Origin of the sequence: Borreliella burgdorferi B31, assembly GCF_000008685.2 — a bacterium.
GTDB lineage: Bacteria > Spirochaetota > Spirochaetia > Borreliales > Borreliaceae > Borreliella > Borreliella burgdorferi.
The window spans coordinates 1-24,199 of record NC_000950.1 but is presented as its reverse complement, the minus strand read 5'-3'; the positions used below and the strand labels follow the sequence as shown (position 1 = coordinate 24,199).

Below are 24,199 nucleotides of genomic sequence, written 5' to 3'. Positions count from 1 at the left end.
TCCTATATTAAATTTATTTTTTTTAATTTTTTAGTGCACCCATTCACATGGGGACACTAACACTATTTGCAAATGCTATATTGCTAGGGAAAAATACTGCACCACTTGTTGGTAGTAGTCCCTTTAATCTATCTGATATTGCCCTTTTCTTAGGGTCAAGAGTAAACACAAACTCTCCAAATTTATAATTTAACTGCTCAATTAGTGGATATGTATTCGTAATATTGTAAATTAGCATCTTCAACCTATCTTTAATGGGCTTTTCTCTTTTTTTATTTTCGTTTTGGATTCTATTTAATTCTTTTTGTAGACTATCAATCTCCATTAAATCATACGCAAGATTTTCAGCAGATTGATTATCCTTAATTTCAAGGTCTGTACAATCAACATATTCTATAAATTCTCTTGCCCAATCAAACTCAACTCCAGAACTATAAAAATCACTCCTTTCTACTAAATCTTCAACAAGTTTTATAAACGTATCCTCATTAAAATTATGTGCCATTAAGTAATCGTCTCTATAGTTACTATAAATATCTTTTTTTAAATTTATAATTTCTAATTCACATTTATTAACAAATTCAAACACTTTTGATATTAAGGCCTCATCTCTTTTAATCTTACAGTTAATTGGTGCAGCATCTATTAAAAAGAACAAATTACAATACTCAAGCCCAGTGCATGCTAGCTGCATTTGTGCTTGTACATAATATTTGAAAAAATATTTACTGCTTAAAAAATTGCCATTTTTATTGTACTCAGCAATAGCACTACTCATATAATGAGAGTCGCTACTTTTAATCTCTAATAGTTCTAAATCGCCATTATTATTAATAAACCAGCCATCAATTGTTGAGCCCACTAAAGTTTGTGAACTACCCATTTTTTTGAAATAGTTATACTTATCAACTCCATTGGCATATTTGTTTTTATACAAAACATTAATATTATCACTATGTGCTTTAACAAATTCTCTAAATCCTAAATTCTCTAACTCTTTGCCCTTGAGCATATATAAATTCTCTTCAAAAGGTAGACTCATATCAAAATATTTAAGCACTCTGTTTATCATTAAATCTTTCAGCCCAGCACCTCCAACAAGAATATTACCTACTTCACTAGCACCGTATTTATCTAACTTGTTTCTTTGAAGACTAAAATCAATATTTCGATTAAATCTAAAACATTCTTGACTGCTTATTCCGGGTAATTTCTTACCTATCTTACTTAATTTACTTTTTTCTTTAATGGGAGAAGATTTTTCCTCAAATATTTCGCATCCAGTAAAACTTTGTTGATTAACACTTATCATTTTGAGATCTCCTTGAATATTTTCTTGTGGATTATTATTGTTTGAAAGATTTTCCATCTTTTTCCTCCTTATTTTGTAATAAATAATTATATAGCAAAAACTATTTTTGCCAACTTTTTTACAAAAAATTTTACAAAAAATTAGTTGGGCTTATTTAAATTCTCTTGTTAAAGAACTTAGCTAAACCCAACTTAATTGGATTTTTTTGATAGCAATATATTTTTTTAGTTATACATATACATATGTATAACTAAAACTATTTTTGTCAGGCTTTTTACAGAAATTATTATAATAAATAAAAGCTTTATTAAATTCTCATGTTAAAGAGCTTAATAAAGCCGCGGGCTTAGCTTAATTTATTTTAGATAAACTCACTAAACAATTAAATTCAGTTCAATTTAGAATTAAAATTATTTTGTATTTATTAAAATAAAAGAACCTATTTAAATTATCTTGTTAAAAAATTCAAATAAGTTCTACTTTAGAGCTATATACTAACTTATTACTTTATAAAATTTTAATCATTTTCAATTGAAAAAACACTTATTAAATATAGAATAGATAATTGGGGCAAACGTTATTCCCATTATTAGAATTACTTGTATTGTTCTATTGCTTGCATTAAGTTCATTTTTTTAAATATCTATTTTATTGTCTAGACTAGATATATCTTTTTGCAAAGTTTTTTCTACACTATCTATTTTAGTATTTACACTATCTATATCTTTTTGAAAATTCTTTTCTACATTAATTATTTGTTGTTCTAAAGAATTCATTTTCTCCTTTAAAACTTCAAAGTTGTAATTGTCGTTCTGAAGTAAAACAAAATCTATTGCCTCTTCACTAAACCCCTTATTTAAAAATTCTAACCTTATATTTTCTATTTTAAGAGCATTGTAGGCTAAATTACTCATAAAATCCCCTTTATTATCCTTTTAATTCTTTATATTTTTTTAAAAGTTTATTAATCAAATCTTTTTGATTTTCAAAAATCTCGTCCATCATAAAACTAGTAAATTTGGCATTTTTTTTATAAAAATTATAACTTTCCTGTTTTTTAAGTTGAAATCTTAGGGGTTTTATTGGATTTTGCTTTGACTTATCCTCTTTAATTTCTACGTTTAATATATTTCTATATACACCCTTTAAGCCTTTTTCTTTAATATCATTTATTGATATGCTCCCCTCTAATACTTTTCTATAAATTTTAAGGTATAAAAAAGCCTGACTTCTAGATATTATAAATTCTGACAAAAAGTCTTCAAATTTTTTATAACCATCAATCAAATAAAGTTTTTTTTCTCTTATTTTATATAGGATTTTCATTGTTTTAATTTTATTCTCAACATCATCAACAGTAATTCTACGAAGTTGATCCTTATAGCTTTTATATTCAAGTTCCTCATTTTCAAATTCTTGAACATCCTCAATTCTATTATTTAATAATATTTTTTTTACTTTTAACTTTGACACTTAATCCTCCTAAGTTTCTGATTTATTTTTAAAAGTCTTCCGGAAGACTTTTAAAACATATTGTTTAATATTTTTTTTATTTCTTGATAATAAATTTCTTTATTATTAGGCTCTTTCAATTCATTTATAAAAACCTTAATTGAATTATAAAAATGAACTCTTCCTTTAATAAGATCTTTGTATTCTGACTGCAAAATACTTTCAATATCTTTATACGTATTTCTATTTTTTATAAATTGATTTTCTATTATTAACACATCAATATTTTTCTTTCTTATTATTTCAACTTCCTTTATTTCATTCATTAATATTGGCAAAGACTCTACAGACCACCTTTCTGCTTGAATAGGTATTATAACTTTATGTGTAATGTTTAACGCATTAAACAATAAAGAACTTAAACTAGGGGGAGTATCAATTACTACATAATCAAAATTATAATAATGTAAATTTTTATCAAATATATGTTCTAACATAAGCTCTTTATAAGGAATATCTCCTTTTTCAAATTTACATAAAATTGGATGGGCCGGAATAATATACATATTATTATTTATTGAATTTATATATTCATTAAAAGCAATGTTTTGATCTCTTTTTAAAAGATAATAAACATTATTCAATTCAATATTTCTGATATATTGTAAAAAATAACTGGTTAAACTATTTTGAGGATCTAAATCTACAATCAACACTTTATTGTTCATTTCGCTTAAAATATATGAAAATATAATTGACAACATGCTTTTGCCAACACCGCCCTTAATTGACGCTATTGTTATTATTTTAGGTTTTTTATTATCCATTTTATTAACGGTCCTTGTTCTGGGTATTTTTTCCCATAAAATTTATATACTTGTTGTTCTAAATCTGTAAACATACTAAATAAAACTTTGTTGTAATGATTATTTGTTCTTTTTTTATCTAATAATCGATATAATCCCTTGAAATAGCAAAATACACTTCCGGCTTTAAATCTAAATTCCATATAATATGCCCTTGCTAATGCATATGCTTTTCTAGTTCCGTTTATTTGATACTTTATTAATGGCTTTTTTATTGGTTTTCTGTAGCCATAAAAAATACCAATAAACTTATCTCCTTCTTTAATTGGGTACAAATGAGTTTCTTCAACAATCCTTTCCCCATTAAATAAGGCCCTCAATGATAATCTAAATTCGTGTTTTTTCTCATAAACTCCAAATTTATAAATATCCATCATTATTTTTGTATGATACATTGCTTTACCATTTTCTTTTTCAATTAAAATAAAGCGTTCTTTATTTTGGCATTCAACCTTACATTTACCCTTTTTTACAGTTTCAATAGGTTCTGGTGCATTTTCCATGTTAAATCCTCATACGGCCTTTATGCTAAATTCTTCTGTGGTTAAAGAATTTTTTTCATTTTTTATTATTTCTAATAATTCAAGATGATATATACCAAATACTTTATTGTATTCTATTTTCTTTTGGTTATTCAAATATTCTTTTATAATTGGCTTTAGAATTTCAATATTTACTTCTTTTTTTAGTTGTTCAATAAGGATATTGAAAATATTTTCCTTTAAATTTTGATAATTTTGTTGAGAATTTTCTTTTTTTCTTTCAATCGACTTTTCTAATTTACGTTTTATGTAACCTAAATCATTATATTTATGATTTTCAATAATAAAATGGGGCTTGTATTTGTAATTTTCGTATACTTTTTGTAAATTTATTTCTAATTGTTTGGGATTGTACCCGTTTTCTTCTAATTTTTTCCTAGTGTTGTATAGAATTTCTTTTAATTTTTTTTGTTTTTCTTTCATGCAAGATTTTTTTATATTGAATTTTTTTATTAGGGCAATTTCATTTTGTTTTAAGATATTTATTGCCTCAATCTTAGTATCTTTATCAGTATTTAAATACAAAATAGAAAGAGCTTCTTCCGTTTTAAAGTTACAATTATTGAAATAATTTCTTAGTTGATATTTTTCTATTTCTTTAATCTTTCTTTCTTCTTTTATATTATTTTTATTACTTAAACACTCCACTGAATTTACACTACTATTTTTAGAAACATTGTCTTTAAAATGGTTATTAACTCTAGATTTAAATCTAGAGTTTTTTCGTTCTTTAAAGTACTTGTTGATTTTCTGGTAACATTCTTTTTTAGGATACTTTAGCTTATAGTAAATTTCAGTTCCACAATTTACACCCATGTGTTGGTAGTAATTCGTTGTGACTTTTAATACTTTTTCTAATTTATAAAGATAATTTTGCATTGTTCTCAGTGTAGTGGGAGCCAAACCATTTCTTTTTAGATTTTTATTATAGTAATAGAGTATGTTTTGTTGTGTATATTTCTTATCTTTTTTGTTTAGAAAATCTACTGTTGATGTAAGATATATTAACTTGTGTTGGTGTTTGTTGTGGCAAGTGGGATTTTTTGTGGTGATTAAAAAATCTTTCATTTTTTACTCCTTATTTTGTTATTAACAATTACTATTATAATGCAAAATTTTGATTTAAAAGTAAATACTTTTCTAAAAAAATATTAAATTTTAATTATTAATCTTATTAATTAAATACACTTTTTGTAATTTGGTAAAAAGATTTATTGATTTTAATCACAAATTAGACTATACTGCAAATAGCGTAGGAAAATATCTTCATATTTTTACCTACCTTATTTTGTAGTTTTCTAAAATCATAGTGGGAACTTGGCGAAATTCTTTTTAAAGGGAATTTGGTTAAGTCCCACTTCTTTTGTGTAAAATTTTTTGTAAAAAAGTTGGCAAAAATAGTTTTTGCTATATAATTATTTATTACAAAATAAGGAGGAAAAAGATGGAAAATCTTTCAAACAATAATAATCCACAAGAAAATATTCAAGGAGAAATTAAATTCAGAAAAGATATGAGCACCCTAATCAGAAACTTGCCGCGTATTGACAAAAGTCTTAAAGGGTATGGGTATAAGTATCAAGATTTCAATGACATAGTAGAAGTAATTTATAGTGTTATTGATAAGCATAATTTGGATCTTTTTTTTACGCAAGCCCCAATTTCTGTAGAGGGGCAATATGGCATAGTTGATTATATTAGGACTACATTCTACAGTACAAGCACTGTGTACAAATACTCATTTGATACGCGAATTCATACAGATAAATTACAATGGAACAGTGAAAATGGGTCTAAAAATATGAATACGATGCCACAATTTGTTGGATCAGCTATTACTTATTTCAAAAGGTACGCTTTAGTAGGGCATCTTTGCATAAGAAGCGAAATGGATACTGATGCAGCACCTATTTACAATAATTATGAAAACAGAAATTCTATGCCTAGCAAACAATCTAGTGTTAATCAAAAGCAAGAACAAAAAAGAGAGCAAAAACAAGAGATTAATCAAAATCAAAAAAATAACACTATTCAAAACCAGAAAAGAGACATTAAGCAAGAACAAAAAAAAGATAGGTTTTATTATTACGGTGTTTTTAAAGAAGCGTTGTCTAATATAAAAGATTGGGTAAATAGCCCTACAATAAAAGATAATATAAACTCAATTATTCAAAAAATAAGCTTTATTCAGAATATAGACCCCAATAATGTTGATGATATCAAGAAAATTGAATCTGATTTAATCTCGTATTTTGAGAAAAATAGTGATTTTAAGAGTATAAACTATTGGGCGGAGATTATAAAAAACTATTTCAAGAAAAATAATAAATTAAAGGATTTACAAGATTTTGAAAAGTTTGTGGTGTTTAAGAGGACTGCTTATGGTCCTAGCCCATTAATATTCTTTAGTGTCTTAAAAGAATATGAACGGTTTGATGAGATATTTGCAGCATAGCAAGATTCTTACATGGTAAAGCCCCCCTATTTGGGGGCTGCTATATATTATGAATTTTTGCACGTACTACTTGCAGTATTTTCAAAGCCGTCTATGCCCCCTTTAAGGGCCTCCTGAACGACCTGCTTGAAGGTATTTTTATTTTCAACCTTATCTCCAGTACAACTGTCAAGTTCACTCTTTATATGATCAAGTGCAGATTTTATTTTGCTTTCATCATATCCTAAAAATTTATTAAATTCTCCATCATTGCCCAGAGCTTCTTTTAACCAGTCAAGGTGTGTTTTTTGATTATCATTTAGCTTTTCTCTAAGAAGTTCTTCTTTAGATTTAGGTTTTTCTTGTGTTGCTTCTTTTTGGGTTAAATCACGTTTTTGTCTACTTTTTGTTTGGCTATTATTAGTATCATTAGAATTACAGCCGTTTAGCATTAGTAAAAATAAACAAAATAATATGTTGATAATTTTCATTATTATTCCTTTTTTTATTATTAATATTCACTTAATCAATTATTAATACTAAATATTGGATAAACAATTATTATTTGAATTGATATTCTTTAAGTGAGGTAGTAGCTATTTAGAAATGAAAGCAAATATTAGCCCGGCTATCATTGTTATAGACATTGCTCCCATAATTCCTAATACCCATTTAAGCATTTCTGAAAGAGACATTAAATTCTTTTCCACATTGTCTATTTTAGCAGTAAGTTCATTTTTAACACTATCTATTTTTAAATTTAAATTCTTTTCTACAGTATCTATCTTAGTATCTAAACTATCTATTTTTAGATTTAAATTCTTTTCCACATTGTCAATCTTAGTATTAAGTTCGCTTTTAACAGCATCAATCTTAACATTTAAATTCTTTTCTACAGTATCTATTTTAGAAATAAGATTATCAAATTTTATATCAAATTGTTTTTCTAAATTTTCTAAATCTCTATATGTTAGTTCATTGTGATAATATCTTTTAGATAAATCTTGTGCTATTAGTTGTTCCATGCCCAGTCTAATAAATTCTTTATATATTTGTTCTTGAGTTACACCTGCAATATTTGTTGACACTGTTTCCATAAAATTTTCCCTTATGGTCATATTATACACTATTTTAGATTAATTGGCTTTAGAGATTTTTATATGTAAAATAGAATTTCTTGCAAGAAAAACCTTTTTGTAATTTACATTTTTAATTGGGAATATTTATTATAGACTTTTTCCGCTATTGGTTTTGTTTTTTTAATGTACTCTAAATATATGTTGATATTATGTTTTACTGCAGTTATGGAGTGTTCGTCTTTTAGTGTTGATAAGTCTGGATAAGGATATTCTGGATAATTTGGGTCATTAACTTTGACTTTTGTTTTAGCTAAAAATGTTACTAGGTACATAACATGCTCTGAAAGTTGTGTTTCATATTTAGCTAAAGATTTTAGTGTTGGAATAATTGGCGGTTTTGGCTCTTCTGGTAGGTTGGCAATAGTGGTGCAACATAGTAGCAAAGCAATTAGTAGACAATGCAATCTTTTAAGCATTTTCACCTCTTTTAAGTATTTTGATATATTCTTTCATGATTTTGTTACGTGTTGCTTTAAGTGAAGTGATAATTCTTTTGCTTTTATCAGTAGAGATAGCCTCTATTATCTCAATGTTGTATTTTAAAATGTCTTGTATTTCTTCAAATATTTTAGTTGACTCAGCTGTTTCCATAGATTTTAGTGTGCTTATATATGTTTTGTAGAAAAAATCTATTACTTTACTAAAAGTATTAATGTAATTATGATCTATGTTTGTATCAGTTTTAGCTATGTTAGTTAAGCTGGATAGTAAATTAAGTCCTAAACCAATAGTGTTATTTTGCATTATTTGTTCTTTCCTTATAGATAGGTTTTCCTTCCTGATTGAATTTCAGATCATTAGATATTTTGAGATTTTTTTCATCAGAATTAACTAAGTCAATGCATTGATTGATTTTTTCATTTAATGGAGCGAGTGCTTTATTTATTGCTGGGGTTAATGCACTCTCAAGTCTTTCCATATTTGCTGTATAGATTAATTTATAATGAGAATACAGCTCATAAACCAAAAAGAATCCTTTATGTGCAATTTCATCAAATTCATCTTCAAATTTAGAAAATATATCAATAAGGGTTGATAAAGACGTAAGTCCAAGCTCAACATTATCTTTGGATAATTTCATAAGTTAATCTCTTTTTTTAATGTGATTTTTGCCATTACCATTACCATTCTTAAAAATCTTGCCTATTACAATAGTCAATATGTCTTTTAGTAAAGGCTTGAGAAGAATTAATACTCCTAAAACCAACACTGTTACAAAAATCATTACGGCTATAAGTTTAATTTCGTTTAAATTGATAAGAAGTTCTGTTAATTTAATAGTATCCATTTTTTAATCCTTTATTTTAATTTTTTATTTGTATATACATTATATATCAAAATCGTAATTTTTGCTAAAAAAGCTTACAGTTTTAAAAGATCTGGGACTGAATCTCCATACAAGGAGGCTCTTTTTTGGATATACCATCCGTTATAAATGGGAGTTCTGGTGAATAGTCCGCGAGGGCCCGTAATTTCATAAACCCAATTGTATGTAATTTCATCAGAATACATAAGTTTTAATGATTTTTTCTGCATCCTATTATCATTGATTTTTACTTGAATCTCAATATCAAGATAAATGGGATCATTATCGTAATTTTTGTAAAAAATAAGAGTTACATCATCATTGTCTTCCATATTAATAGATATCGCTTTATTCTCATAGTCAGAAGGATAAAGTGTAGTACTTCTAGTTATGCTGCCATAAGTAAAATTTGATGGTACTCCAAGTATATGTTTAGGAACGGGTGTTTTTTGAATAGTATCTGATGAAGGCATTATCAAAAGATCATCACTTCTAGATAAAGTGGCTGATGATATGCTATCTGTAAGGCGCGATTTGATTTTACTAAAAAGATTTGAAAGTTTACTAGATTCATTCTCAATTAGCTTGTCAACGATTAAATCGTAAATGCTTTTTATAAAATCTTTATCAGCTGCAAGTTCAGTAGCGATTGTAGATTTAATTATCTCTTTAAAATAGCCTAGCTCTTCGCCTTTAAATGTTTGGTGATTAACGGTTTTTAAGAAGTTTTTAAAGGTGATAGCATTGCTGCTTGCAGCTCCATCATCAAGCAGTAAAAGATCAGTATTGTTAACGGTCGTAACCTTATTTAAATCTTTAATTTGAACCGTTTCTTCTTCATCAATCAGTAATTTTTCTTGATCATCAGCCATAAAACCTCCTTAGTTATTGAAAGTAATAATATTGTTACCATCTGTATTATTAATTTTGAGAACTCTACCAATAGGAATAATTCTCTTAATAAAAGCATAAATTGAATGATCATAGCCTTTAGGAAGTGAGTTAAATACTAAAGCTTTTTTAGATGCAGCGTATCCCGGCTTCTTTTCTCTAAGAATTATCTTTTTTAGTCGTTTTCCTTTCTTAGTGCTAGGCGAAATAAATGTAGTAAAGTTTGTTTTTATTACCCCTTTTAAAGAGATATCAATAACCCCAGCTTCAGGAGTAGTAACTTCAATGTCTACATTTAAAAAGGTCTTGAAAATCAGTCTAAATGACTCGTCAGTGCCAATATGACGTAAAGCAAAAATAACACTATTAATATTGCTTGTAATACTTTGTAAAGTTTGAGTTTTTGCATAAAAGATAGATAAAACTTGAGATATCCATATTGCAATATATCTTGATTTTATATTTTCTATTACATTAATGGATATGAAGTTGGAATTAAGGGACTTAAGTTCATTAAGCAATGCTTGTGCATATTCTGTTTCTGTACGTATAAATTTATGAATTTCGGTGTTTTTGAAAAGATTGGGTATTTTCATATTTGTTAACTATCCAATATCAATAAGCAATCTATCTGTCATATTGAAAAGTAGCATTGTGTCATCATTAATGGCAATATCTTGATTTTTTTTAAAATCGCTATCACCAATTTTTGTAATACTCTCAGTGTCTGTATCTTTAATACAAGCACTTATTTCCATAAACTTAATTCCTTTAACTTCATTAACTGGAGCAAAAAAGTCTTGATATTCAAAGCTAATTCCCATATCAGAATAGTTATTTGAAATAATCCTAGAATATATATCCCTAATTTGAGAGTCAATATTTAAGTAGAGGTAGTTTTTAAGGTCAAGTTTATACTTTACTTTCATATAAACATATTTTCTTTTCCCTAGCGATATTTTATAGGATTTCCGTTGTCCAGTTGAATTGAGGCCATCAATTTCGATGTCTCCCTCAAGTAAAGTCCCACTAGGAGTTGTTAGATATAATGTTTCCCAAAGTTTTGCTTTAAATTCAGGACTATTAATGTTAGATTTACTATCGTCTAGTAAAGTTTCCTTTAAAATTAGATATATGTTGGCTTTACCAGCTGCACTTTTAATATTAGTGTACTCAACCCCATCAAGATTAAGTAAAGCCGTGCGAACCGCGCTGTAAGTTGTGCTTTTAGAAGAAATGTGTTCTTCAATAGCAGCCCAATAAGTGCCACCCGGTTTCATTTTAGAAAAAAAGAGATTAAGCTCATTAATTATTTCTTCTTCAATTAATGCTAAAGAAGACGCAATAATGTTATAAATTGAGCTTTGGTTATCATCAATATTAATCCCATAATTTACACGCAAATATTCTCTTTTCGATCTTACAATATCCTTAATTGTACGTTTTAAAATGCCAAAATCAGAATCAAAAACTATACTCATAAATTAAACTCCATATTCAAAACATCGCCTGAGAAAAAAAAGGATATGTGTGCTTTGTTGTCTTGTATAGTAGTTGAAATATTTATTAAATCTAAGTTAAGTTCTTTAGATATTTCGTGAAAATAATTTTTTACAGCGTGAAGATTGTTAATTTTTAACAGTTTTAAAAGCAAGAAATAGTCCAGTCCCCAATGAGGAGCATAGCTTAAACTACCCCTTAAGGTTTTTAAAAATATCAAAAATCTTTGTTTTTGTTCATCAATTCCATCAACAAGTGATAAATCGTTATTAAATACCAATTCAAAATTATTGCCTAATCTTAAATCCATACTAGTAATTATACCATATTTAGCAAAAATTACTTAAACAAGCTATTAATATCAGAATTAATTTTAGTGGTTGCTATTTTTAGACTGACTGATTCAATTACTGGGCCTCCTTGTGCGGGTACGACTTTTATACCCTCAATAGCACTTACAATATTTTTGAGAATTGTTTTTAAGCTAGTTGTTTGGTTAGCTATTTCAATGTTATTGTTTGCTTTAATTTTAACAGTATCAGAGATTAGATTTAAAGTCTTTGGGCTAATTGCACTAAGTATATAAAAATGATGTTTGTCAAAGTGAATGTCGTTATTTTTATCAAAAATATTAATGCTTGATTGAAGTAGTAAAACGCAATCACCTTTTGATAGTTCTAAACTGATATTAGAGATATTTTTTGTGTGAATTTCTAAATCTTCAAATTCGGGTATTGTAACAATAGCTTCTTGAGTTTGATGTTTAAACTCCTTTACAGTGCCAATTTTAATTATAAAAATGTTTGAATAAATCCAATTTTTAAGGTCTTCTTGAGCCAATGCCTGGCCATAAAGGCGTTGATTCATTCTGTAAATTTCATAGTCTTCATTCATTCTAATTCTAGTCCCCTTTATTTTTTACGTTTTGTATTAGAATCATCGTCTAACTTTAATATTAATGAACACTCTCCTGTATTGCTAAGCCTTGCACTTGTTTCTTTTATAGTGGTTTTTATCATTTTCCCTAGTCCATCAATAAATGAGACTTTATCTCCAACATTTAACTTATGTGTGAAAAATGTTTTTGCGTTCCAAAATATAAGATTTTTTTTGAGTGTTGTGCCCAAAGTAATTTCTTGTTGTGGTATAAATTCAAGTCCATAGTCTTCTAATGCCTCGTAGTGGACATTTTCCCCCTTTTTTATATAATTAGTAAATATCAGATAGCATTCATATCCCCGTAACCCAGTACCAATATCGGCTATTACGTTATGAACATATGTTCCTTTTATTTTGTCAATAAACTCTTTTGGTGTTGTGGCATAAATATCTTTGTCAATAATTTTAAGACAATCTTTTTCATCCATATTAAGGATATTGCGATTGGGAAATACAGATTCTATTGCCTCCTGCACCGTTTTGCCTTTAAAGTTTTTGCCTTCTTTGCCTGCCAACTTACGATTGAAGAAGTTGCTTTTAGTTAATAAACGAACATCAAGATCTACACTAAAATCCCCACCCGGATAATCAGTACTCATAGGAGGTCCTAAAGTTCCTGCCATTATGAAATCAAAATTTTTTTCATGAGCAAATTTCTTATAATATATTTTTACTATATCTCCAAATTTAATGTCGTCGGTGAAGTCTAAGGGAAGATTCCAAAGTACGACTTTTGCTTGTTTGGAACTTATAGTATGAATATTTGAATACACGTTGGATATTGAAATATCAATATGAATTCCATCTTGTGTATTGATGATAATTTTAGGAATTTCTTCGGCGAAAGGAATTCCATCAGGTGATTTTTTTGATGTATCTACATTGTAGAACTCAATTTTAAAATCATATTGTAGTAACAGCATTTTTTATCCTTTATATTTTTCCAATGCAAATGTTTTTACTATTTCTATTGATAAACTAACCTCAACTTCGTCAATGAAAGGAGTGTCCTTAAACGAAAGACTTGTAATTACAGCTAATTCTTTAAGGCCAAAAGTTGGACTATATATACTAAAAGGGACTTGTGCTTGTATTCTATTGGCTAGTTGTTCTTTTACAAGATGAGCGTCAAAGCGTAGCATAGTATTGCCAAAAACAGTCATTTTGAGTAAAGAAAGCATATCCTTATATAAGGATGTTAGTATTCCACCGTTTAATGATATATGTTCACCAGTCATTACCGGATTGTAGCTGACATATTCCGCTTTTCTATCATAATAATTGATGACCGGTCTTTTAGAACAACTAGTATTGTAAGTGCGTGTTATGAGTTCGGTTTTTGGTTTTATAAAAAACAATTGAGGAACATATCCAAAACCTTTTAGATCCATTCTAGGAAATAACACTAAAAAATTATCTGCTCCAAAAAGAGCAAATATTTGGGTTATTACATCTCTTATTATTTGAGAAATCTCCTGGGGTAACATTGTTTTATTGTTAGTATTTTTATTGTTAATATCCATAAGTAATTACCTTTTACCAAAATTATGGAGTGTTGTTAGCATTGTCTTGATTTTGAACTTCTTCTTGTAGTTTTTTTAGAGCCGCACCCTCATCTCCGCCCATCCATCCAGGTAGCATCGATTTTAATTTTGCAAAGAAATAATTAAGATTAAAAATACTTTTAATGCCATCAATTATGGGATTAATAATGTGTGTTTCAAACTTAAAGCCTTCAAAGTATTTAGTTATCTTATTAACGAGGCCAAGTATTGGGTCTAAGACAGTGGTGGTTAAGTTTTGAAGAGTTTGCTCAGCTGAAGCCAAATTACTTTGAATACTTTCAGCATTATTGACTTTTTTTGTAAGGCCGAAAGATTTAAAATCCTTGAACATTTCCATCATCTTGGTAATTCTGGAATCTAGATCTACTTGAGCCCCGCTTTGCCAGGCCATTTTGGCATCTTCTATATATTTGTCTCCAACACCTGACTTCTTTAATAGATCAAAAAGCTCACTTCCATCACCCCCAAGAACACTATTAACAGCCTTTACTGCATCTTCGCTGCTCATAGCACCACTGGATTTAAGCATAGCTGCAAATTCTACTGCGTTTTTCAAATTAGTTTCATTTAACATATCTAAGTCCCTTAAAGTACCCTTAAAGACACTTGCTTGATTTAAGAATTCTTCTTTTTCTAAGTCGCGCTCAAATCCCTTCATTCCGTCAAGAATTCCCTTAGTATTCTTGTCTTTATTTCCCATAATCATATTTCGTTCGTTATCTGTAAAAAATGCACTATTGAGAAGTTTTGTTCTTTTTGTTTTGGTGTCTTCTTCAACTGCTTTTTTAGCAAAACCTAAAAGGCCTCCTCCAACTTTACTCATAGCGTTGCTAATGATATTCCTTAGGGCACTACCTATTGCAATTTTGGCAACAAGTCCTTTTCCTTGAGAGGCCGCTAACATTTTACTTTTTGCTTTTGATTCTTTTGCAAGTTCTTTATACTCAAGATGCCTTTTGTCTCTATCAGACATTAAAGATCTTCTGAAAGCCTCTTTTCTAGCTTTCTCAAATCCCATGCCCTGTTTTATAAGTTTTTTAGTTTGTGTAAGTCTATATTTCTCAACACGCTCTCTTAAGCTTTCAAATTTAGATTGTCTACTAAGTTCTTTTTTCTTGTCCGACAAATTATTTTTTACAATATCTTTAGTGCTACCCAAACTAGATTTTTTAGGTTTAAGATATTTTTCCATTTTAGAAATATCTTGTTCAATGGCCTTTTTTGTTGCAGCATGATCAAGAATACCTTTAAATTTAATGGTGAATTTGTCGCTCACTAAGTCCTCACTTGCTTAAAATTAATTCATACAATTCTTTTTCTAATTTAATCTCAGCAAGTCTATTGACTTCTAAAAGCTCGTCATAAGGCAATTTTTTAACCGAGTAGTATGAGCAAATATTCATAATTACTGGGAAAAAGTATTTATCGTTCTTAATCTCGTCAAGCAAGTTAAAATATTTTTTTCTAGTCTCATCAAGACTTGCAATAGCTTTATCAATATCTCTATTTCTTTTGCTCATTTAGCAACCAGCTCATTGGAATTTGATGTAATTGATGAAAGCGAAGTGGCTACTTTTTCATAATCAAAATTTTCATTAATATAGTCAAAAGCAACAAAATCACCAACATTATTTTCATACTCACTCAAATATACTAAAGCGGGCTTTTTTAGATCATTGTCTAAATGAAAAGTATTAAATTGTGCAGTGTAAATTATTGCAACAAGATAGTCCTTATAATAAGAAATAAATTCTCTATTTTGATCCAAAATCACATAGAATTCGTCTAAAAATTTTGGACTTATCATTAAGCTTGTGATTTCTCTTAAGTATTTAACCTCATTAAGCTTTAAAACAGCGTCACTTTGATTAAATCCTAGCACTTTATCCCATTCATAGACCGGAAGTACTCTCAGCGGATATTCATAAGTTTTATTTTTAGTTAAAATTTTCATTTTATATCTCATTATCATAATAAGACCCTCCTTTTAAGTGTTGTTTGGTTTAGATTTTTGGCAATTAATAGCCCTAATTTCAAAAGATACTTTTTCGGCCTCAGCAGAATAACTTCTTGAAGGCTCTTCAGTAAAAATTGCATAGTTAGAAATAATTTTGGTAGCAATTCTATCATTGAATGCTAAATCAAGCATTTTATCCTCTTTTCTCACGTCCATATTGTAAAACTGTTCATCAGAAAGTTCAGTTAACAAAATGTAGTCATGACTACCTAGTGTCACTTCAATATTGAAAACATAAGTTATTGTTTTGGGATCTCTTAAGCTTATTACAGGCATACCTTTATCTTCACTACTAATCACTGCTCTTGTTGTAGGTTCGCTTGTAAGCTCTAGCTTGCCACTATGTAACTGCGTACCACCAATTGAAAAATAAACTTCTCTTAAATCATAAAATTGCATTTTTAGACCCCCTTTTAAGCACTTAAGCTGTTTTGATAATCAACTATATCTTGAGTAGTAATTACTAAAGCAACAGCATTAATGCTAAAGTTATAAGTAATATTCACGCTAAGTTCTAATTTAAGTTGTGGTGTAGGAGAAAGAGTAAGACTTAAATTTTTATACTCTATTATCAGTCCTCTATCCACAAACCTTTTCAGTAAACATTCAATTGCTGAAGTATATGCATTGTCTCTAGCTCCACTAAGCTGCAGTGCAGATAATTTGCTATTTTGCCTATTGTTTTTGTTCCAAATTCTAATAAGCTCAATAATCGCTTCGTTTTTTATATAGTGGTATGTAAATTGTTCGTCTATTGCACCTCCAGCTAGGTCAACACCTTCTTTAAAGGCAGGTACACCATCAAGCCCAGTTTCATTAAGAAGTGAATAAAAGTTGATTTTTGCAGTTCGCAACTTTCCAATTACAGTATCATCAACAAGTGGTGTAGCAGCCAGCGGCATACCATAAGGATTTACAGCATGAAAAATACTAGCTTGATGGAGATATTGACTTATAAATTTAAGGTGTAAATTGTCTTTATTGTTACTGTAAACAGCAATATTTCTTTCTTTTTCAGTATTGCCTTTATCTTTAAATAGTTCTTTTATTTCTTGTTCTTTAGTCGAGAATACAAAAAAAGTTGAAGGCATTTTGAATTTATTATAGTCATCTTTGTAAATTTTAAGTCCATCATCTGACGCATCCCCCTCAGTGTTAATAAGTACAACAAAAGTGTGTCTATGTACTTTAAGATAATTTTTTAGCTCTTCAGGCTTATCCTTATAAATGAAAAGATCGGCTGATTTTAACGATTCTTCGCTTGAATTGAAAAAATTTGACATTGCAGTTTTAAGCAGTGTTTTTTCTTTTCCAAACTGATCTTCTCCATTTCCATTCTCTTTTTCTAAAGTTTCAATTTGTTTTTCATAATTATTAACGGTTAAATTCAATATTTTATAGCTAGCAGTATCTTTGTTAACTTTGATTTTAGCTGTTTTGTAAACCAAAAGTGGATTATAATAATTGGGCCTACTAGTCTGAATCCTAGAGTCAATAAAACTTACACTAATTGTATCTTGCGGCAATTTCGTATTCCTCCTTTAAAATTTCAATTGCTTTTACACTAGCATTGAATGCTATAGATGCACTGTATGCATGGTTGCTATATTTTGTGCCTAAATTAATCAGTCCAACTGTTTGCATATTAGATGTTGGGTAAATGTAGAAGTTAATTTTATTAATATATTCGGGTTGTAGACTGGGCAAAGTATACTTATGAGCTTTATTGTGTAGAAAGTCACTAAGCATACTATAAAGCATTAACATGCGTGAATTAGCATCAAAGTCTTTGGCGTTTAACACTATTGCAATAATATATATTTGAAAATTTATACTAAATTCCAAAGCATTCTCATAAAATACACCTGCTCTAGAATTATGATCAAATAGATTTTCTGTACCAGCAAATTTCAATGCTATTATATTTGAGCTAGCAGCTGTGATTTTTGAAAGATATGGATGATTGTAGGTATTTATGATATCGCACTCAAAATTATTTTCAGTTGCATACGCCTTAAACCCTTTAAATATTTTAGTTAAATGATTTAATACCATATCTAAAGTGAAAATCATTCAAGTGTTACCTTATAAGTAATCTCTGATAACATTTTGGCTGTATCAACAAGTGGAATTGCTGCAGTGTTACTACCCCTTTTAAACTTACTTTTGATTGTATTAGCCTTTAAGGCTGGAGTGACTTGTGCTGATAGTAGATAATTTTCATAGTATCTTATAAAAGCTTGTCCAATAGCCTCCATTCCCGATTTAGGGTCAAGATTAAACTTAGAATTTATATAGCTATTATTGATATATTCTCTAAACTCAGAACTACTAGCAATTTTGGTTAAATGTTTTCTTGCTGGTAAATTGCTACTCCCTTTTTCATGCATTTTAGCAATACCTGCACGACCACCAAACCACCCAATTTCCAATTCCATTTTAAATTCTAGTTTGTCCATATAAATTCCTTTAAAACCAAAGTAAAATATCCGATTGAAGAGTCAATACTAAATATTTCAAAGTAAACTAAATCTGCAATTGATATTCGGTCTTTTAGTTCATAGTTAAGGTCTTGATATGTGTAAAGTTTGGAATATCCTTGAATATCAGACATATCAGAATCATAAAGAATTGCAAGTTCTTGTGGCTTTATGTCAATAATAACTCCTGCGAATTCAGTGTACTTATTTTTATCAAATACTCTCTGATAAGAAGAATCATTTTCAAGCTTTACAACAGTACCTTTATAAAACTTTAAGGGTTTAGGATCCTTAAATACGTTGATCATACGAAATGACATATCAGAAAGTCTTTTTCTAACACCATTCATTAGACAACTCCCACACAAGATGGCGTTGAAGTTTCTCTTTTTAATTTTTCTAAAAATGCATCAAGTTGTGAACAAAAATTCTTGTTTGAGCCACAACCCCCCTCGCCACCTTCTTCGCCTCCACTGCTACTAGGATAATAATTAAGTTCAAGTTCATTGAATTTCTCTTTTTTGATCCTATCAAATTCAAATTCTTGAACAACTCCCTGTTTTCTTAATTGACAACCCATATGGTAAAGGGTAAGTAAAAATATTTGTTCATATGTAAGTGAGCTAGCATCAATCCCACGTGTTACTAGAATAGCTTGAAGTAAAGATAAATGAAGTAGAAAATTTTGCCTACTTAATGCAAGTTTGTCTATTCCTAGTAACAATAACACTTCAGAATGAAGTTTTGTTACCAAAAGTTCTTCTTCAGCCTCAACTTGTGTTTGTAAGTTTTTTTGTTCGCTCACTTCGATTTACCTTATGTTTTTAACTTTGTTTAATATGTACTTGCAAAATAGTTTTTCTAGTAGCAAGTAGCCCTCCTAAAACAAAATCAATGTATGAATGAGCAATATCAGTTGAATCTTTATCCACTTGTTCATTTGGTGTAGGCAACATATACTTGCTAGGTTTAAACTTAATAAGCTCTGGGTTTAATGGGTAAATAAGTATTTGATGTTTTAGCAAGTTTGAAGTTTCAATGTAGACATCTTCTCTATTATTAATAGCCTTAATAGTTTGAATCAAAACATCCTCCCATTTTTCGCAGCTACTTGCTGCACCCTGTGCTGCTGCGTAGGGCTTTACGAGTTTGAGCGAAGTTGTAGGGTCAACTATTACCATCATAGGTGTAGAAAATTCGTCTCCTAGCTCTAACTTTGAAAGTCCCGCCTCAATTTTTTCAAATATTTTATCCATTTTGTCCTTATTAGCACTTTCAACCTCTTCTTTTACTTGATGTGGCATATTAAGAAGTCCATACATATTGGGAAGTAGACGTTTTTGATTTTTTCCATCTTTTTGAATTGAAACAGTGCCTGTTAGTACAAAGTGATTAATAAGTTTAATAATCTCGCTACTTGCAAGCTTATAGGCTTGAGAGAAAGGAAGTAAGTTGTTATTAATGTCACCAAGATATGAGTCTGAAGTGTAAAATTTTTCAGACGCCTGCTTTAAGTGCCTAAATTTGTACTGTAATTTTAAGTAATTAAGTCTTACCACTTCAGAACTAAATCCAATAGTTGAAATAGTATTAACTTCATTAGCAATCGTTGTAGGATTAGCATTTAAAAACGCATCCCACTTTACAGTTCTTTGGTAGCCCATCTGAAGATCAACATCTTCAATTTGATCAGGCGAAAACCATTTATACATTATAGGATCTTTAACTTCCCCTATAATATTAGCCACAGCTTTTGCATAATAATTTTCATCAAATAATTCCATATTAAATCCTCCCAAATATCATTAATTTTTACTTACAGCTTTATTTCCAAATACTGCTACTTTTATTAAAAAAACATCGTTACTAATTTGTTTTGCATCAGACAACGCTATCGCATTAATAGTTGCCTTATTTGGTGGTGCTCCAGTCACCTTTTCAAGAGCACCGTCTTTATTAAAAACAAGTTTGTCTTTTACTTTAAGCGTAGAATCTTTTGCTACTAAATAACCCTCAAAATTATTTGTAATTGGAACAATAGTGGCTGTTTTGCTAAACTCATCTATATCAATGCATATTCCGTATAAATCATCTTTACCACCAGCCTCAACGTGGGGTTCATAGTGAATTTGATCAGCTTTTTCCTCTTGAATAACTCTTTTTACCCCACGCTTGTATGGATACCCAGAAAATGGATGATTTTCTAATTTGTCAAATTTGCTGGTTCTAGTGCCTCCAGAGGCAAAAAATTGTATGTTTTTATCTCTAAACTCTACAGAATTGCTAAGCAAACCAGCGTCATGCTGGGGATTTTTCATAAACTTTTCAAGTTTACTTCTCTTCTCTTGATAATCTTTTAATAATTGCGTTGTGTCTGCCATTTGTTTAACTCCTTTTATTGCCCAAGGCTTAACCACCAGCTTCAGGTGTTACTGTTTTCTCAAGGCCTCTATTGCCAAAAATTGCAACTTTTATCAAATTAATAGAATACTCTTGTTTGGGATATCTAGCTTGATCTTGATGTTCATCTTCGGGTGCAAAATTGATTGTAAATGAATCAGAGAGGGCATATGCATTAATTACGGTTGGTGGCCCACCACCAGCCTTGATAATAACCCCATTGTTATTTATATCCAATATTTCTCCCATTTTTATACTCGGATTTCTTGTAACAAGATACCCTTCAAAGTTATTCGTAATTGGCAATACATACGCAGTACTACTAAACTCACATACATCTACACATATCCCATACATATCAGTATCAGCACCAACTTCAACATATATAGAGCTCTCTTTTAGAACAAGTTTAACCCCACGCTTATATGGAAAACTATTTGCTGGGTCGTAAGAATATTCTTCTATTTTGTCTGCAAAGCTTGAACATGTAAAAGAATAAGCATTAACTCGCTCATTCTTTGATTTAAAACAACCGCCCGAACTACTAAAAACCTTATTTTCAATCGAACTCATTGATTTTGAATATTTTTTAAATTTTAAAAGAACATCGTCAAGTTCTTTAACCGAATCTAAATAAGGATCTTTTGCTTGTACTTCTTCAGCCTGTCTTGTTTGACGTTTAGATCTAGGAGCAACTGGAATTTCTGATTCTAACCCTAATTGTGGATTATCATCAACATTAGGAGATTTAGCTTGCCCTTTGCCTTTTAAAGCCATAATTTAATTACCTTTTAAAGCTCTATTCCCAAAAACACTAGCAAGCACTATAGATAACTCTTCGGTTAATTTATGTACTTTTGAAAGTGCTATAGCATTAACAGATTTATCATTTCCCCCATTCTTTTCAAGCTCTCCTTGTGCATTAAAATGCAGCTTATCACCTGGGTTTACACCATTTCCATTTTTCTTAAATGTTAAATACCCCGTGAAGTTATTTGTAATTGGAACTACAGTTGCCATGCCAGTAAACTCATCTATATCAGTGCATATTCCGTACAAGTCATCCCCACCACCAGCCTCAACTTCTAGCTCTGTAGTACTATCTGCACTAAAACTAAGCTTGACTCCACGCTTGTATGGATACCCTTTAGCAGGATAATTTTCTATTTTATCTTTACTACTAGTAAAAACTCCATCCGAATTGGAGTAAATTAGATTTTTATCTCTAAAATCTACAGAATTACTAAGCAAACCAGCATCTTGCTGAGGATTTTTCATTAATGCTTTAATTTCTGCAACTTTTTTATCAAAATCTTCTTTTATTTTTGTAATACCATCGCTCATTAAAAACTCCTTTAAGCAATACTTGTTCTTTTATGTCTTTTTAGATTCTCATAAAATTGAGCTCGTCTTTGCTTGTAAGTATTACTTATCGCTTGTACAAACTCCGTGAAATTAATGGGCACAAAATTAGAATCAAGCAAACTTGCTCTCTCTTCTGATTTAACAACAATATTGCCTCTGACAGAGTCAACAGAAGAAGAATTGCTACTCCCAGTTTTTCTTAATTTAATATTCACTTTTGCTAAAGAAACAAGTTGTTCTAGTATCTCTCCATCGATATGACTTATATCTGACGCTTTAGCAATAGCTTTAATTTGCTCAATTGGAACAAACTTACGAACAAGCTCTCTACGTTGTGCCTGCATAATGTCTTTTAGGGTGTATCCTTTTGCAAGTAACACTTCCTTGTTAAAATGGTTGCTAAGATGCGCTTTTACAAGTGTATCAATTTCATTAATTCGCTCAGCCTCTAGTAACAATTGCTTTTCAACACGCTCTCGATCTTCAACTTCTGCAAGTTCTTTTGTTATTCGCTCATTTATACTCATCACGCCTTACCTCTTTAGGGGGTTTACATTGTCTGTTTGCTCTTTAAAGCGCATGTACTCTTCAAATTCCTGCGCACTTATAACTTTAGTATCAGCCTTATTTTGCTGCTCTTCTTTATCTTGTGCTTGCAGGTCTTCTTTTTCTTTTTTCTCAGTCATCTTTTAACTCCTTTTCTCAAAATGAGAATAATTTCTCTTTTAAAATCGCTAGCTCCTCATTATCAAAGGAGCTACTTTGTATAAGCTGGTTATATTTACTGTAAAGCTCAATTAGCTTTATATCTCTTTCCACTTTTTGCTCTTCACTTAACATAATCAGAGAATTAAACTTCATATCAAGCCCGAAATACTTTGTAAGTTTCAAGTTACAAGCGTTCTCAACTTGTTCTTGCACACCCTTTAAAAAATCGTAATAATTACTCCTATCCCCTTTACCATCATTTCCTAGCCCTTTAGCCTGTTCGTTAAAACTTCTGGTTAAGGGCTCTTTAGTATCTGCACCAATTTTTGCCTTAATTAATGCTAAAGCCTCCTTTAAGTAACTAAGGTCGTATTTAATAACCTCTAAACTAGCACTAGGGGTGGCCGTATAAAACATTCCCTCATTATTTAGATTACTTTTTAGCCTAGCAAGCTCCTGTGATAATGAGTCATTAAGGTTTCTTAAATTAGAAATATCTTTACTATGATTGTTTGAATTTTGTTTTCTCAAAAAAGAAGATAAAATGCCACTTCCCCTATCATTATTACTCTGAGTAAGTGCACTTAAAGAAGTTGTTGCACTAGAAAGTGCGTCTTGTAGTTGTACTAAAGATTCATCTTTGTAAAACAAAAAATTGTGGTTTTCAATACGTCTTTCTATTTCTACGTATATCTTTTCAAATAAATAAATATCTAGTAAAAAGCTTTCGGTATAACACGGAACATATCTTTTTAAGATATAATCAAAGTTTTCATATATGATAAGTCGACTTTTATGTATTTTAACTGCGTCTAAAGAATTGTTCTTATTGTTGGATTTTACTTTATAGGTTATATGATCAAAATCAACTCCCAAATCTCTTACATATTCATAATCAAGGTATTCAAAACCAATAGGTAATTCTATATTAACGGGTTGTTCGAGATCTATTAGGGTATCTTTGGTTTTTACTAAAACATAGCCAATCCCATGAAAACGGTAGCTTATAATACAATTAAGCAGAGCATTCTTAAGCTGTACCTTTAACCTAGCAAGTTCAACCTCACTAACATTGTGGGCAGCACTCTCAAGAATAAGTCCGTTCTTGAGACAATCTTCTGCTACATTTTCAATGTAATTTCTAAAAAATATTGAGTATTTGTATAGTTCTAGTGAACTTATTTTATCTATTAGTTTTGTTTTTCTTAAATCACACACCTTTTTACTTCTCTTTATTAAATTAGATGCATGATAGCAAAAACTAATATTTTTGTCAATAAAAT

Annotated in this window: 33 protein-coding genes and 2 pseudogenes; 1 reads left to right on the top strand and 34 read right to left on the bottom strand. The window is 29.6% G+C overall.

Annotated elements, in window-relative coordinates; genetic code table 11:
* Positions 1-43 precede the first annotated feature (43 nt).
* The 6 genes and pseudogenes from BB_RS06440 to BB_RS06415 all read right to left on the bottom strand — a co-directional run bounded on the left by BB_RS06440 (position 44) and on the right by BB_RS06415 (position 5,240).
* On the bottom strand, positions 44-1,369 hold the full coding sequence (locus BB_RS06440) for a DUF244 domain-containing protein (RefSeq protein ID WP_010883784.1): 1,326 nt from the start codon (positions 1,367-1,369) through the stop codon (positions 44-46).
* A 470-nt stretch (positions 1,370-1,839) separates the two neighbouring features.
* Positions 1,840-2,226: pseudogene (bdr, locus tag BB_RS06435) on the bottom strand (Bdr family repetitive protein).
* A 13-nt stretch (positions 2,227-2,239) separates the two neighbouring features.
* Positions 2,240-2,785, bottom strand: coding sequence for a chromosome replication/partitioning protein (locus BB_RS06430; protein ID WP_002658520.1), 546 nt, complete (start codon positions 2,783-2,785; stop codon positions 2,240-2,242).
* Positions 2,786-2,835: 50 nt separating this feature from the next.
* Positions 2,836-3,591, bottom strand: coding sequence for a ParA family protein (locus BB_RS06425; RefSeq protein WP_010883783.1), 756 nt, complete (start codon positions 3,589-3,591; stop codon positions 2,836-2,838).
* The gene (locus tag BB_RS06420; RefSeq protein WP_010257938.1) at positions 3,567-4,133 is read right to left on the bottom strand and encodes a DUF226 domain-containing protein; all 567 of its coding nucleotides are present in this window, start codon (positions 4,131-4,133) and stop codon (positions 3,567-3,569) included. The genes BB_RS06425 and BB_RS06420 overlap by 25 nt, the downstream gene beginning before the upstream one ends.
* 9 nt (positions 4,134-4,142) lie before the next feature.
* Positions 4,143-5,240 (bottom strand): plasmid maintenance protein, encoded by a 1,098-nt coding sequence (locus tag BB_RS06415; protein ID WP_010883782.1) that lies wholly within the window; start codon positions 5,238-5,240, stop codon positions 4,143-4,145.
* A 376-nt stretch (positions 5,241-5,616) separates the two neighbouring features.
* Between BB_RS06415 and BB_RS06410 the strand changes: the two genes are divergently transcribed.
* Positions 5,617-6,627: an ERF family protein gene (locus BB_RS06410; RefSeq protein WP_010883781.1), complete on the top strand. Its 1,011-nt coding sequence runs from the start codon at positions 5,617-5,619 to the stop codon at positions 6,625-6,627.
* Between the two features lie 47 nt (positions 6,628-6,674).
* On the opposite strand, the gene BB_RS06405 is transcribed toward BB_RS06410, so the two are convergent.
* The 28 genes and pseudogenes from BB_RS06405 to BB_RS06270 all read right to left on the bottom strand — a co-directional run bounded on the left by BB_RS06405 (position 6,675) and on the right by BB_RS06270 (position 24,134).
* On the bottom strand, positions 6,675-7,097 hold the full coding sequence (locus tag BB_RS06405) for an Mlp family lipoprotein (RefSeq protein WP_010883780.1): 423 nt from the start codon (positions 7,095-7,097) through the stop codon (positions 6,675-6,677).
* Positions 7,098-7,202: 105 nt separating this feature from the next.
* Positions 7,203-7,703, bottom strand: coding sequence for a Bdr family repetitive protein (gene bdr, locus BB_RS06400; protein ID WP_010259736.1), 501 nt, complete (start codon positions 7,701-7,703; stop codon positions 7,203-7,205).
* 104 nt (positions 7,704-7,807) lie between these two features.
* On the bottom strand, positions 7,808-8,161 hold the full coding sequence (locus tag BB_RS06395) for a BBA14 family lipoprotein (protein ID WP_010883779.1): 354 nt from the start codon (positions 8,159-8,161) through the stop codon (positions 7,808-7,810).
* Positions 8,154-8,489, bottom strand: coding sequence for a BlyB family putative holin accessory protein (locus BB_RS06390; RefSeq protein WP_002658486.1), 336 nt, complete (start codon positions 8,487-8,489; stop codon positions 8,154-8,156). The genes BB_RS06395 and BB_RS06390 overlap by 8 nt, the downstream gene beginning before the upstream one ends.
* Complete coding sequence (locus tag BB_RS06385; protein WP_010883728.1) at positions 8,479-8,826, bottom strand: BlyB family putative holin accessory protein; 348 nt, start codon at positions 8,824-8,826, stop codon at positions 8,479-8,481. Before BB_RS06385 ends, BB_RS06390 begins: the two co-directional genes overlap by 11 nt.
* Before the next feature lie 3 nt (positions 8,827-8,829).
* The gene (blyA, locus tag BB_RS06380) at positions 8,830-9,033 is read right to left on the bottom strand and encodes a holin BlyA (protein ID WP_002658481.1); all 204 of its coding nucleotides are present in this window, start codon (positions 9,031-9,033) and stop codon (positions 8,830-8,832) included.
* A gap of 74 nt (positions 9,034-9,107) precedes the next feature.
* Positions 9,108-9,923, bottom strand: coding sequence for a DUF685 domain-containing protein (locus tag BB_RS06375; RefSeq protein WP_010883778.1), 816 nt, complete (start codon positions 9,921-9,923; stop codon positions 9,108-9,110).
* A gap of 9 nt (positions 9,924-9,932) precedes the next feature.
* The gene (locus BB_RS06370) at positions 9,933-10,538 is read right to left on the bottom strand and encodes a DUF735 family protein (RefSeq protein ID WP_002658699.1); all 606 of its coding nucleotides are present in this window, start codon (positions 10,536-10,538) and stop codon (positions 9,933-9,935) included.
* Positions 10,539-10,547: 9 nt separating this feature from the next.
* Positions 10,548-11,423 (bottom strand): DUF276 domain-containing protein, encoded by an 876-nt coding sequence (locus tag BB_RS06365; RefSeq protein WP_010883777.1) that lies wholly within the window; start codon positions 11,421-11,423, stop codon positions 10,548-10,550.
* Entirely contained in the window at positions 11,420-11,752 is a 333-nt protein-coding gene (locus tag BB_RS06360) for a DUF2634 domain-containing protein (protein ID WP_002658459.1), read from the bottom strand. Before BB_RS06360 ends, BB_RS06365 begins: the two co-directional genes overlap by 4 nt.
* 29 nt (positions 11,753-11,781) lie before the next feature.
* The gene (locus BB_RS06355) at positions 11,782-12,336 is read right to left on the bottom strand and encodes a DUF777 family protein (RefSeq protein ID WP_010883798.1); all 555 of its coding nucleotides are present in this window, start codon (positions 12,334-12,336) and stop codon (positions 11,782-11,784) included.
* Between the two features lie 17 nt (positions 12,337-12,353).
* Entirely contained in the window at positions 12,354-13,304 is a 951-nt protein-coding gene (locus tag BB_RS06350; protein WP_010883797.1) for a DUF693 family protein, read from the bottom strand.
* A gap of 3 nt (positions 13,305-13,307) precedes the next feature.
* Entirely contained in the window at positions 13,308-13,904 is a 597-nt protein-coding gene (locus BB_RS06345) for a DUF792 family protein (protein ID WP_010883796.1), read from the bottom strand.
* 22 nt (positions 13,905-13,926) lie between these two features.
* Entirely contained in the window at positions 13,927-15,222 is a 1,296-nt protein-coding gene (locus tag BB_RS06340; protein ID WP_010883795.1) for a DUF759 family protein, read from the bottom strand.
* Positions 15,223-15,229: 7 nt separating this feature from the next.
* Positions 15,230-15,466 carry a DUF1322 family protein gene (locus tag BB_RS06335; protein WP_010257901.1) on the bottom strand — a complete coding sequence of 79 codons (237 nt, stop codon included), beginning with the start codon at positions 15,464-15,466 and terminating at the stop codon, positions 15,230-15,232.
* Entirely contained in the window at positions 15,463-15,918 is a 456-nt protein-coding gene (locus BB_RS06330) for a DUF1473 family protein (protein WP_010883794.1), read from the bottom strand. Before BB_RS06330 ends, BB_RS06335 begins: the two co-directional genes overlap by 4 nt.
* A gap of 15 nt (positions 15,919-15,933) precedes the next feature.
* Positions 15,934-16,362, bottom strand: coding sequence for a DUF1463 domain-containing protein (locus BB_RS06325; RefSeq protein WP_010258866.1), 429 nt, complete (start codon positions 16,360-16,362; stop codon positions 15,934-15,936).
* Positions 16,363-16,376: 14 nt separating this feature from the next.
* Positions 16,377-17,489, bottom strand: coding sequence for a DUF787 family protein (locus tag BB_RS06320; RefSeq protein ID WP_010883793.1), 1,113 nt, complete (start codon positions 17,487-17,489; stop codon positions 16,377-16,379).
* Entirely contained in the window at positions 17,470-18,036 is a 567-nt protein-coding gene (locus tag BB_RS06315; RefSeq protein WP_010883776.1) for a DUF764 family protein, read from the bottom strand. The genes BB_RS06320 and BB_RS06315 overlap by 20 nt, the downstream gene beginning before the upstream one ends.
* Positions 18,033-18,422 (bottom strand): hypothetical protein, encoded by a 390-nt coding sequence (locus BB_RS06310; protein WP_002658432.1) that lies wholly within the window; start codon positions 18,420-18,422, stop codon positions 18,033-18,035. The genes BB_RS06315 and BB_RS06310 overlap by 4 nt, the downstream gene beginning before the upstream one ends.
* Positions 18,410-18,793, bottom strand: coding sequence for a DUF1506 family protein (locus tag BB_RS06305; protein WP_010256287.1), 384 nt, complete (start codon positions 18,791-18,793; stop codon positions 18,410-18,412). Before BB_RS06305 ends, BB_RS06310 begins: the two co-directional genes overlap by 13 nt.
* A complete protein-coding gene (locus BB_RS06300) occupies positions 18,793-19,248 on the bottom strand; it encodes a DUF3890 domain-containing protein (protein WP_010883775.1) in 456 nt (151 codons plus the stop codon). The genes BB_RS06305 and BB_RS06300 overlap by 1 nt, the downstream gene beginning before the upstream one ends.
* 19 nt (positions 19,249-19,267) lie before the next feature.
* Entirely contained in the window at positions 19,268-20,227 is a 960-nt protein-coding gene (locus tag BB_RS06295; protein ID WP_010883774.1) for a hypothetical protein, read from the bottom strand.
* Positions 20,228-20,248: 21 nt separating this feature from the next.
* Complete coding sequence (locus BB_RS06290) at positions 20,249-20,824, bottom strand: DUF228 domain-containing protein (protein ID WP_010883792.1); 576 nt, start codon at positions 20,822-20,824, stop codon at positions 20,249-20,251.
* A 28-nt stretch (positions 20,825-20,852) separates the two neighbouring features.
* Entirely contained in the window at positions 20,853-21,620 is a 768-nt protein-coding gene (locus tag BB_RS06285) for a DUF228 domain-containing protein (protein WP_010883791.1), read from the bottom strand.
* Positions 21,621-21,623: 3 nt separating this feature from the next.
* Positions 21,624-22,187: a DUF228 domain-containing protein gene (locus tag BB_RS06280; RefSeq protein WP_010883790.1), complete on the bottom strand. Its 564-nt coding sequence runs from the start codon at positions 22,185-22,187 to the stop codon at positions 21,624-21,626.
* An 11-nt stretch (positions 22,188-22,198) separates the two neighbouring features.
* Positions 22,199-22,894 (bottom strand): annotated as a pseudogene (locus tag BB_RS06275) (DUF1357 family protein).
* A gap of 16 nt (positions 22,895-22,910) precedes the next feature.
* On the bottom strand, positions 22,911-24,134 hold the full coding sequence (locus BB_RS06270; RefSeq protein ID WP_010883789.1) for a phage portal protein: 1,224 nt from the start codon (positions 24,132-24,134) through the stop codon (positions 22,911-22,913).
* Positions 24,135-24,199: the final 65 nt, after the last annotated feature.

What these genes read in the sequence shown, in the direction of transcription:
- BB_RS06440 (WP_010883784.1), bottom strand. Translation starts at nt 1,369, where the DNA reads ATGGAAAATCTTTCAAACAATAATAATCCACAAGAAAATATTCAAGGA.
- BB_RS06425 (WP_010883783.1), bottom strand. Translation starts at nt 3,591, where the DNA reads ATGGATAATAAAAAACCTAAAATAATAACAATAGCGTCAATTAAGGGC.
- BB_RS06420 (WP_010257938.1), bottom strand. Translation starts at nt 4,133, where the DNA reads ATGGAAAATGCACCAGAACCTATTGAAACTGTAAAAAAGGGTAAATGT.
- BB_RS06415 (WP_010883782.1), bottom strand. Translation starts at nt 5,240, where the DNA reads ATGAAAGATTTTTTAATCACCACAAAAAATCCCACTTGCCACAACAAA.
- BB_RS06410 (WP_010883781.1), top strand. Translation starts at nt 5,617, where the DNA reads ATGGAAAATCTTTCAAACAATAATAATCCACAAGAAAATATTCAAGGA.
- BB_RS06405 (WP_010883780.1), bottom strand. Translation starts at nt 7,097, where the DNA reads ATGAAAATTATCAACATATTATTTTGTTTATTTTTACTAATGCTAAAC.
- bdr (WP_010259736.1), bottom strand. Translation starts at nt 7,703, where the DNA reads ATGGAAACAGTGTCAACAAATATTGCAGGTGTAACTCAAGAACAAATA.
- BB_RS06395 (WP_010883779.1), bottom strand. Translation starts at nt 8,161, where the DNA reads ATGCTTAAAAGATTGCATTGTCTACTAATTGCTTTGCTACTATGTTGC.
- BB_RS06390 (WP_002658486.1), bottom strand. Translation starts at nt 8,489, where the DNA reads ATGCAAAATAACACTATTGGTTTAGGACTTAATTTACTATCCAGCTTA.
- BB_RS06385 (WP_010883728.1), bottom strand. Translation starts at nt 8,826, where the DNA reads ATGAAATTATCCAAAGATAATGTTGAGCTTGGACTTACGTCTTTATCA.
- blyA (WP_002658481.1), bottom strand. Translation starts at nt 9,033, where the DNA reads ATGGATACTATTAAATTAACAGAACTTCTTATCAATTTAAACGAAATT.
- BB_RS06375 (WP_010883778.1), bottom strand. Translation starts at nt 9,923, where the DNA reads ATGGCTGATGATCAAGAAAAATTACTGATTGATGAAGAAGAAACGGTT.
- BB_RS06370 (WP_002658699.1), bottom strand. Translation starts at nt 10,538, where the DNA reads ATGAAAATACCCAATCTTTTCAAAAACACCGAAATTCATAAATTTATA.
- BB_RS06365 (WP_010883777.1), bottom strand. Translation starts at nt 11,423, where the DNA reads ATGAGTATAGTTTTTGATTCTGATTTTGGCATTTTAAAACGTACAATT.
- BB_RS06360 (WP_002658459.1), bottom strand. Translation starts at nt 11,752, where the DNA reads ATGGATTTAAGATTAGGCAATAATTTTGAATTGGTATTTAATAACGAT.
- BB_RS06355 (WP_010883798.1), bottom strand. Translation starts at nt 12,336, where the DNA reads ATGAATGAAGACTATGAAATTTACAGAATGAATCAACGCCTTTATGGC.
- BB_RS06350 (WP_010883797.1), bottom strand. Translation starts at nt 13,304, where the DNA reads ATGCTGTTACTACAATATGATTTTAAAATTGAGTTCTACAATGTAGAT.
- BB_RS06345 (WP_010883796.1), bottom strand. Translation starts at nt 13,904, where the DNA reads ATGGATATTAACAATAAAAATACTAACAATAAAACAATGTTACCCCAG.
- BB_RS06335 (WP_010257901.1), bottom strand. Translation starts at nt 15,466, where the DNA reads ATGAGCAAAAGAAATAGAGATATTGATAAAGCTATTGCAAGTCTTGAT.
- BB_RS06330 (WP_010883794.1), bottom strand. Translation starts at nt 15,918, where the DNA reads ATGATAATGAGATATAAAATGAAAATTTTAACTAAAAATAAAACTTAT.
- BB_RS06325 (WP_010258866.1), bottom strand. Translation starts at nt 16,362, where the DNA reads ATGCAATTTTATGATTTAAGAGAAGTTTATTTTTCAATTGGTGGTACG.
- BB_RS06315 (WP_010883776.1), bottom strand. Translation starts at nt 18,036, where the DNA reads ATGATTTTCACTTTAGATATGGTATTAAATCATTTAACTAAAATATTT.
- BB_RS06310 (WP_002658432.1), bottom strand. Translation starts at nt 18,422, where the DNA reads ATGGACAAACTAGAATTTAAAATGGAATTGGAAATTGGGTGGTTTGGT.
- BB_RS06305 (WP_010256287.1), bottom strand. Translation starts at nt 18,793, where the DNA reads ATGAATGGTGTTAGAAAAAGACTTTCTGATATGTCATTTCGTATGATC.
- BB_RS06295 (WP_010883774.1), bottom strand. Translation starts at nt 20,227, where the DNA reads ATGGAATTATTTGATGAAAATTATTATGCAAAAGCTGTGGCTAATATT.
- BB_RS06290 (WP_010883792.1), bottom strand. Translation starts at nt 20,824, where the DNA reads ATGGCAGACACAACGCAATTATTAAAAGATTATCAAGAGAAGAGAAGT.
- BB_RS06285 (WP_010883791.1), bottom strand. Translation starts at nt 21,620, where the DNA reads ATGGCTTTAAAAGGCAAAGGGCAAGCTAAATCTCCTAATGTTGATGAT.
- BB_RS06280 (WP_010883790.1), bottom strand. Translation starts at nt 22,187, where the DNA reads ATGAGCGATGGTATTACAAAAATAAAAGAAGATTTTGATAAAAAAGTT.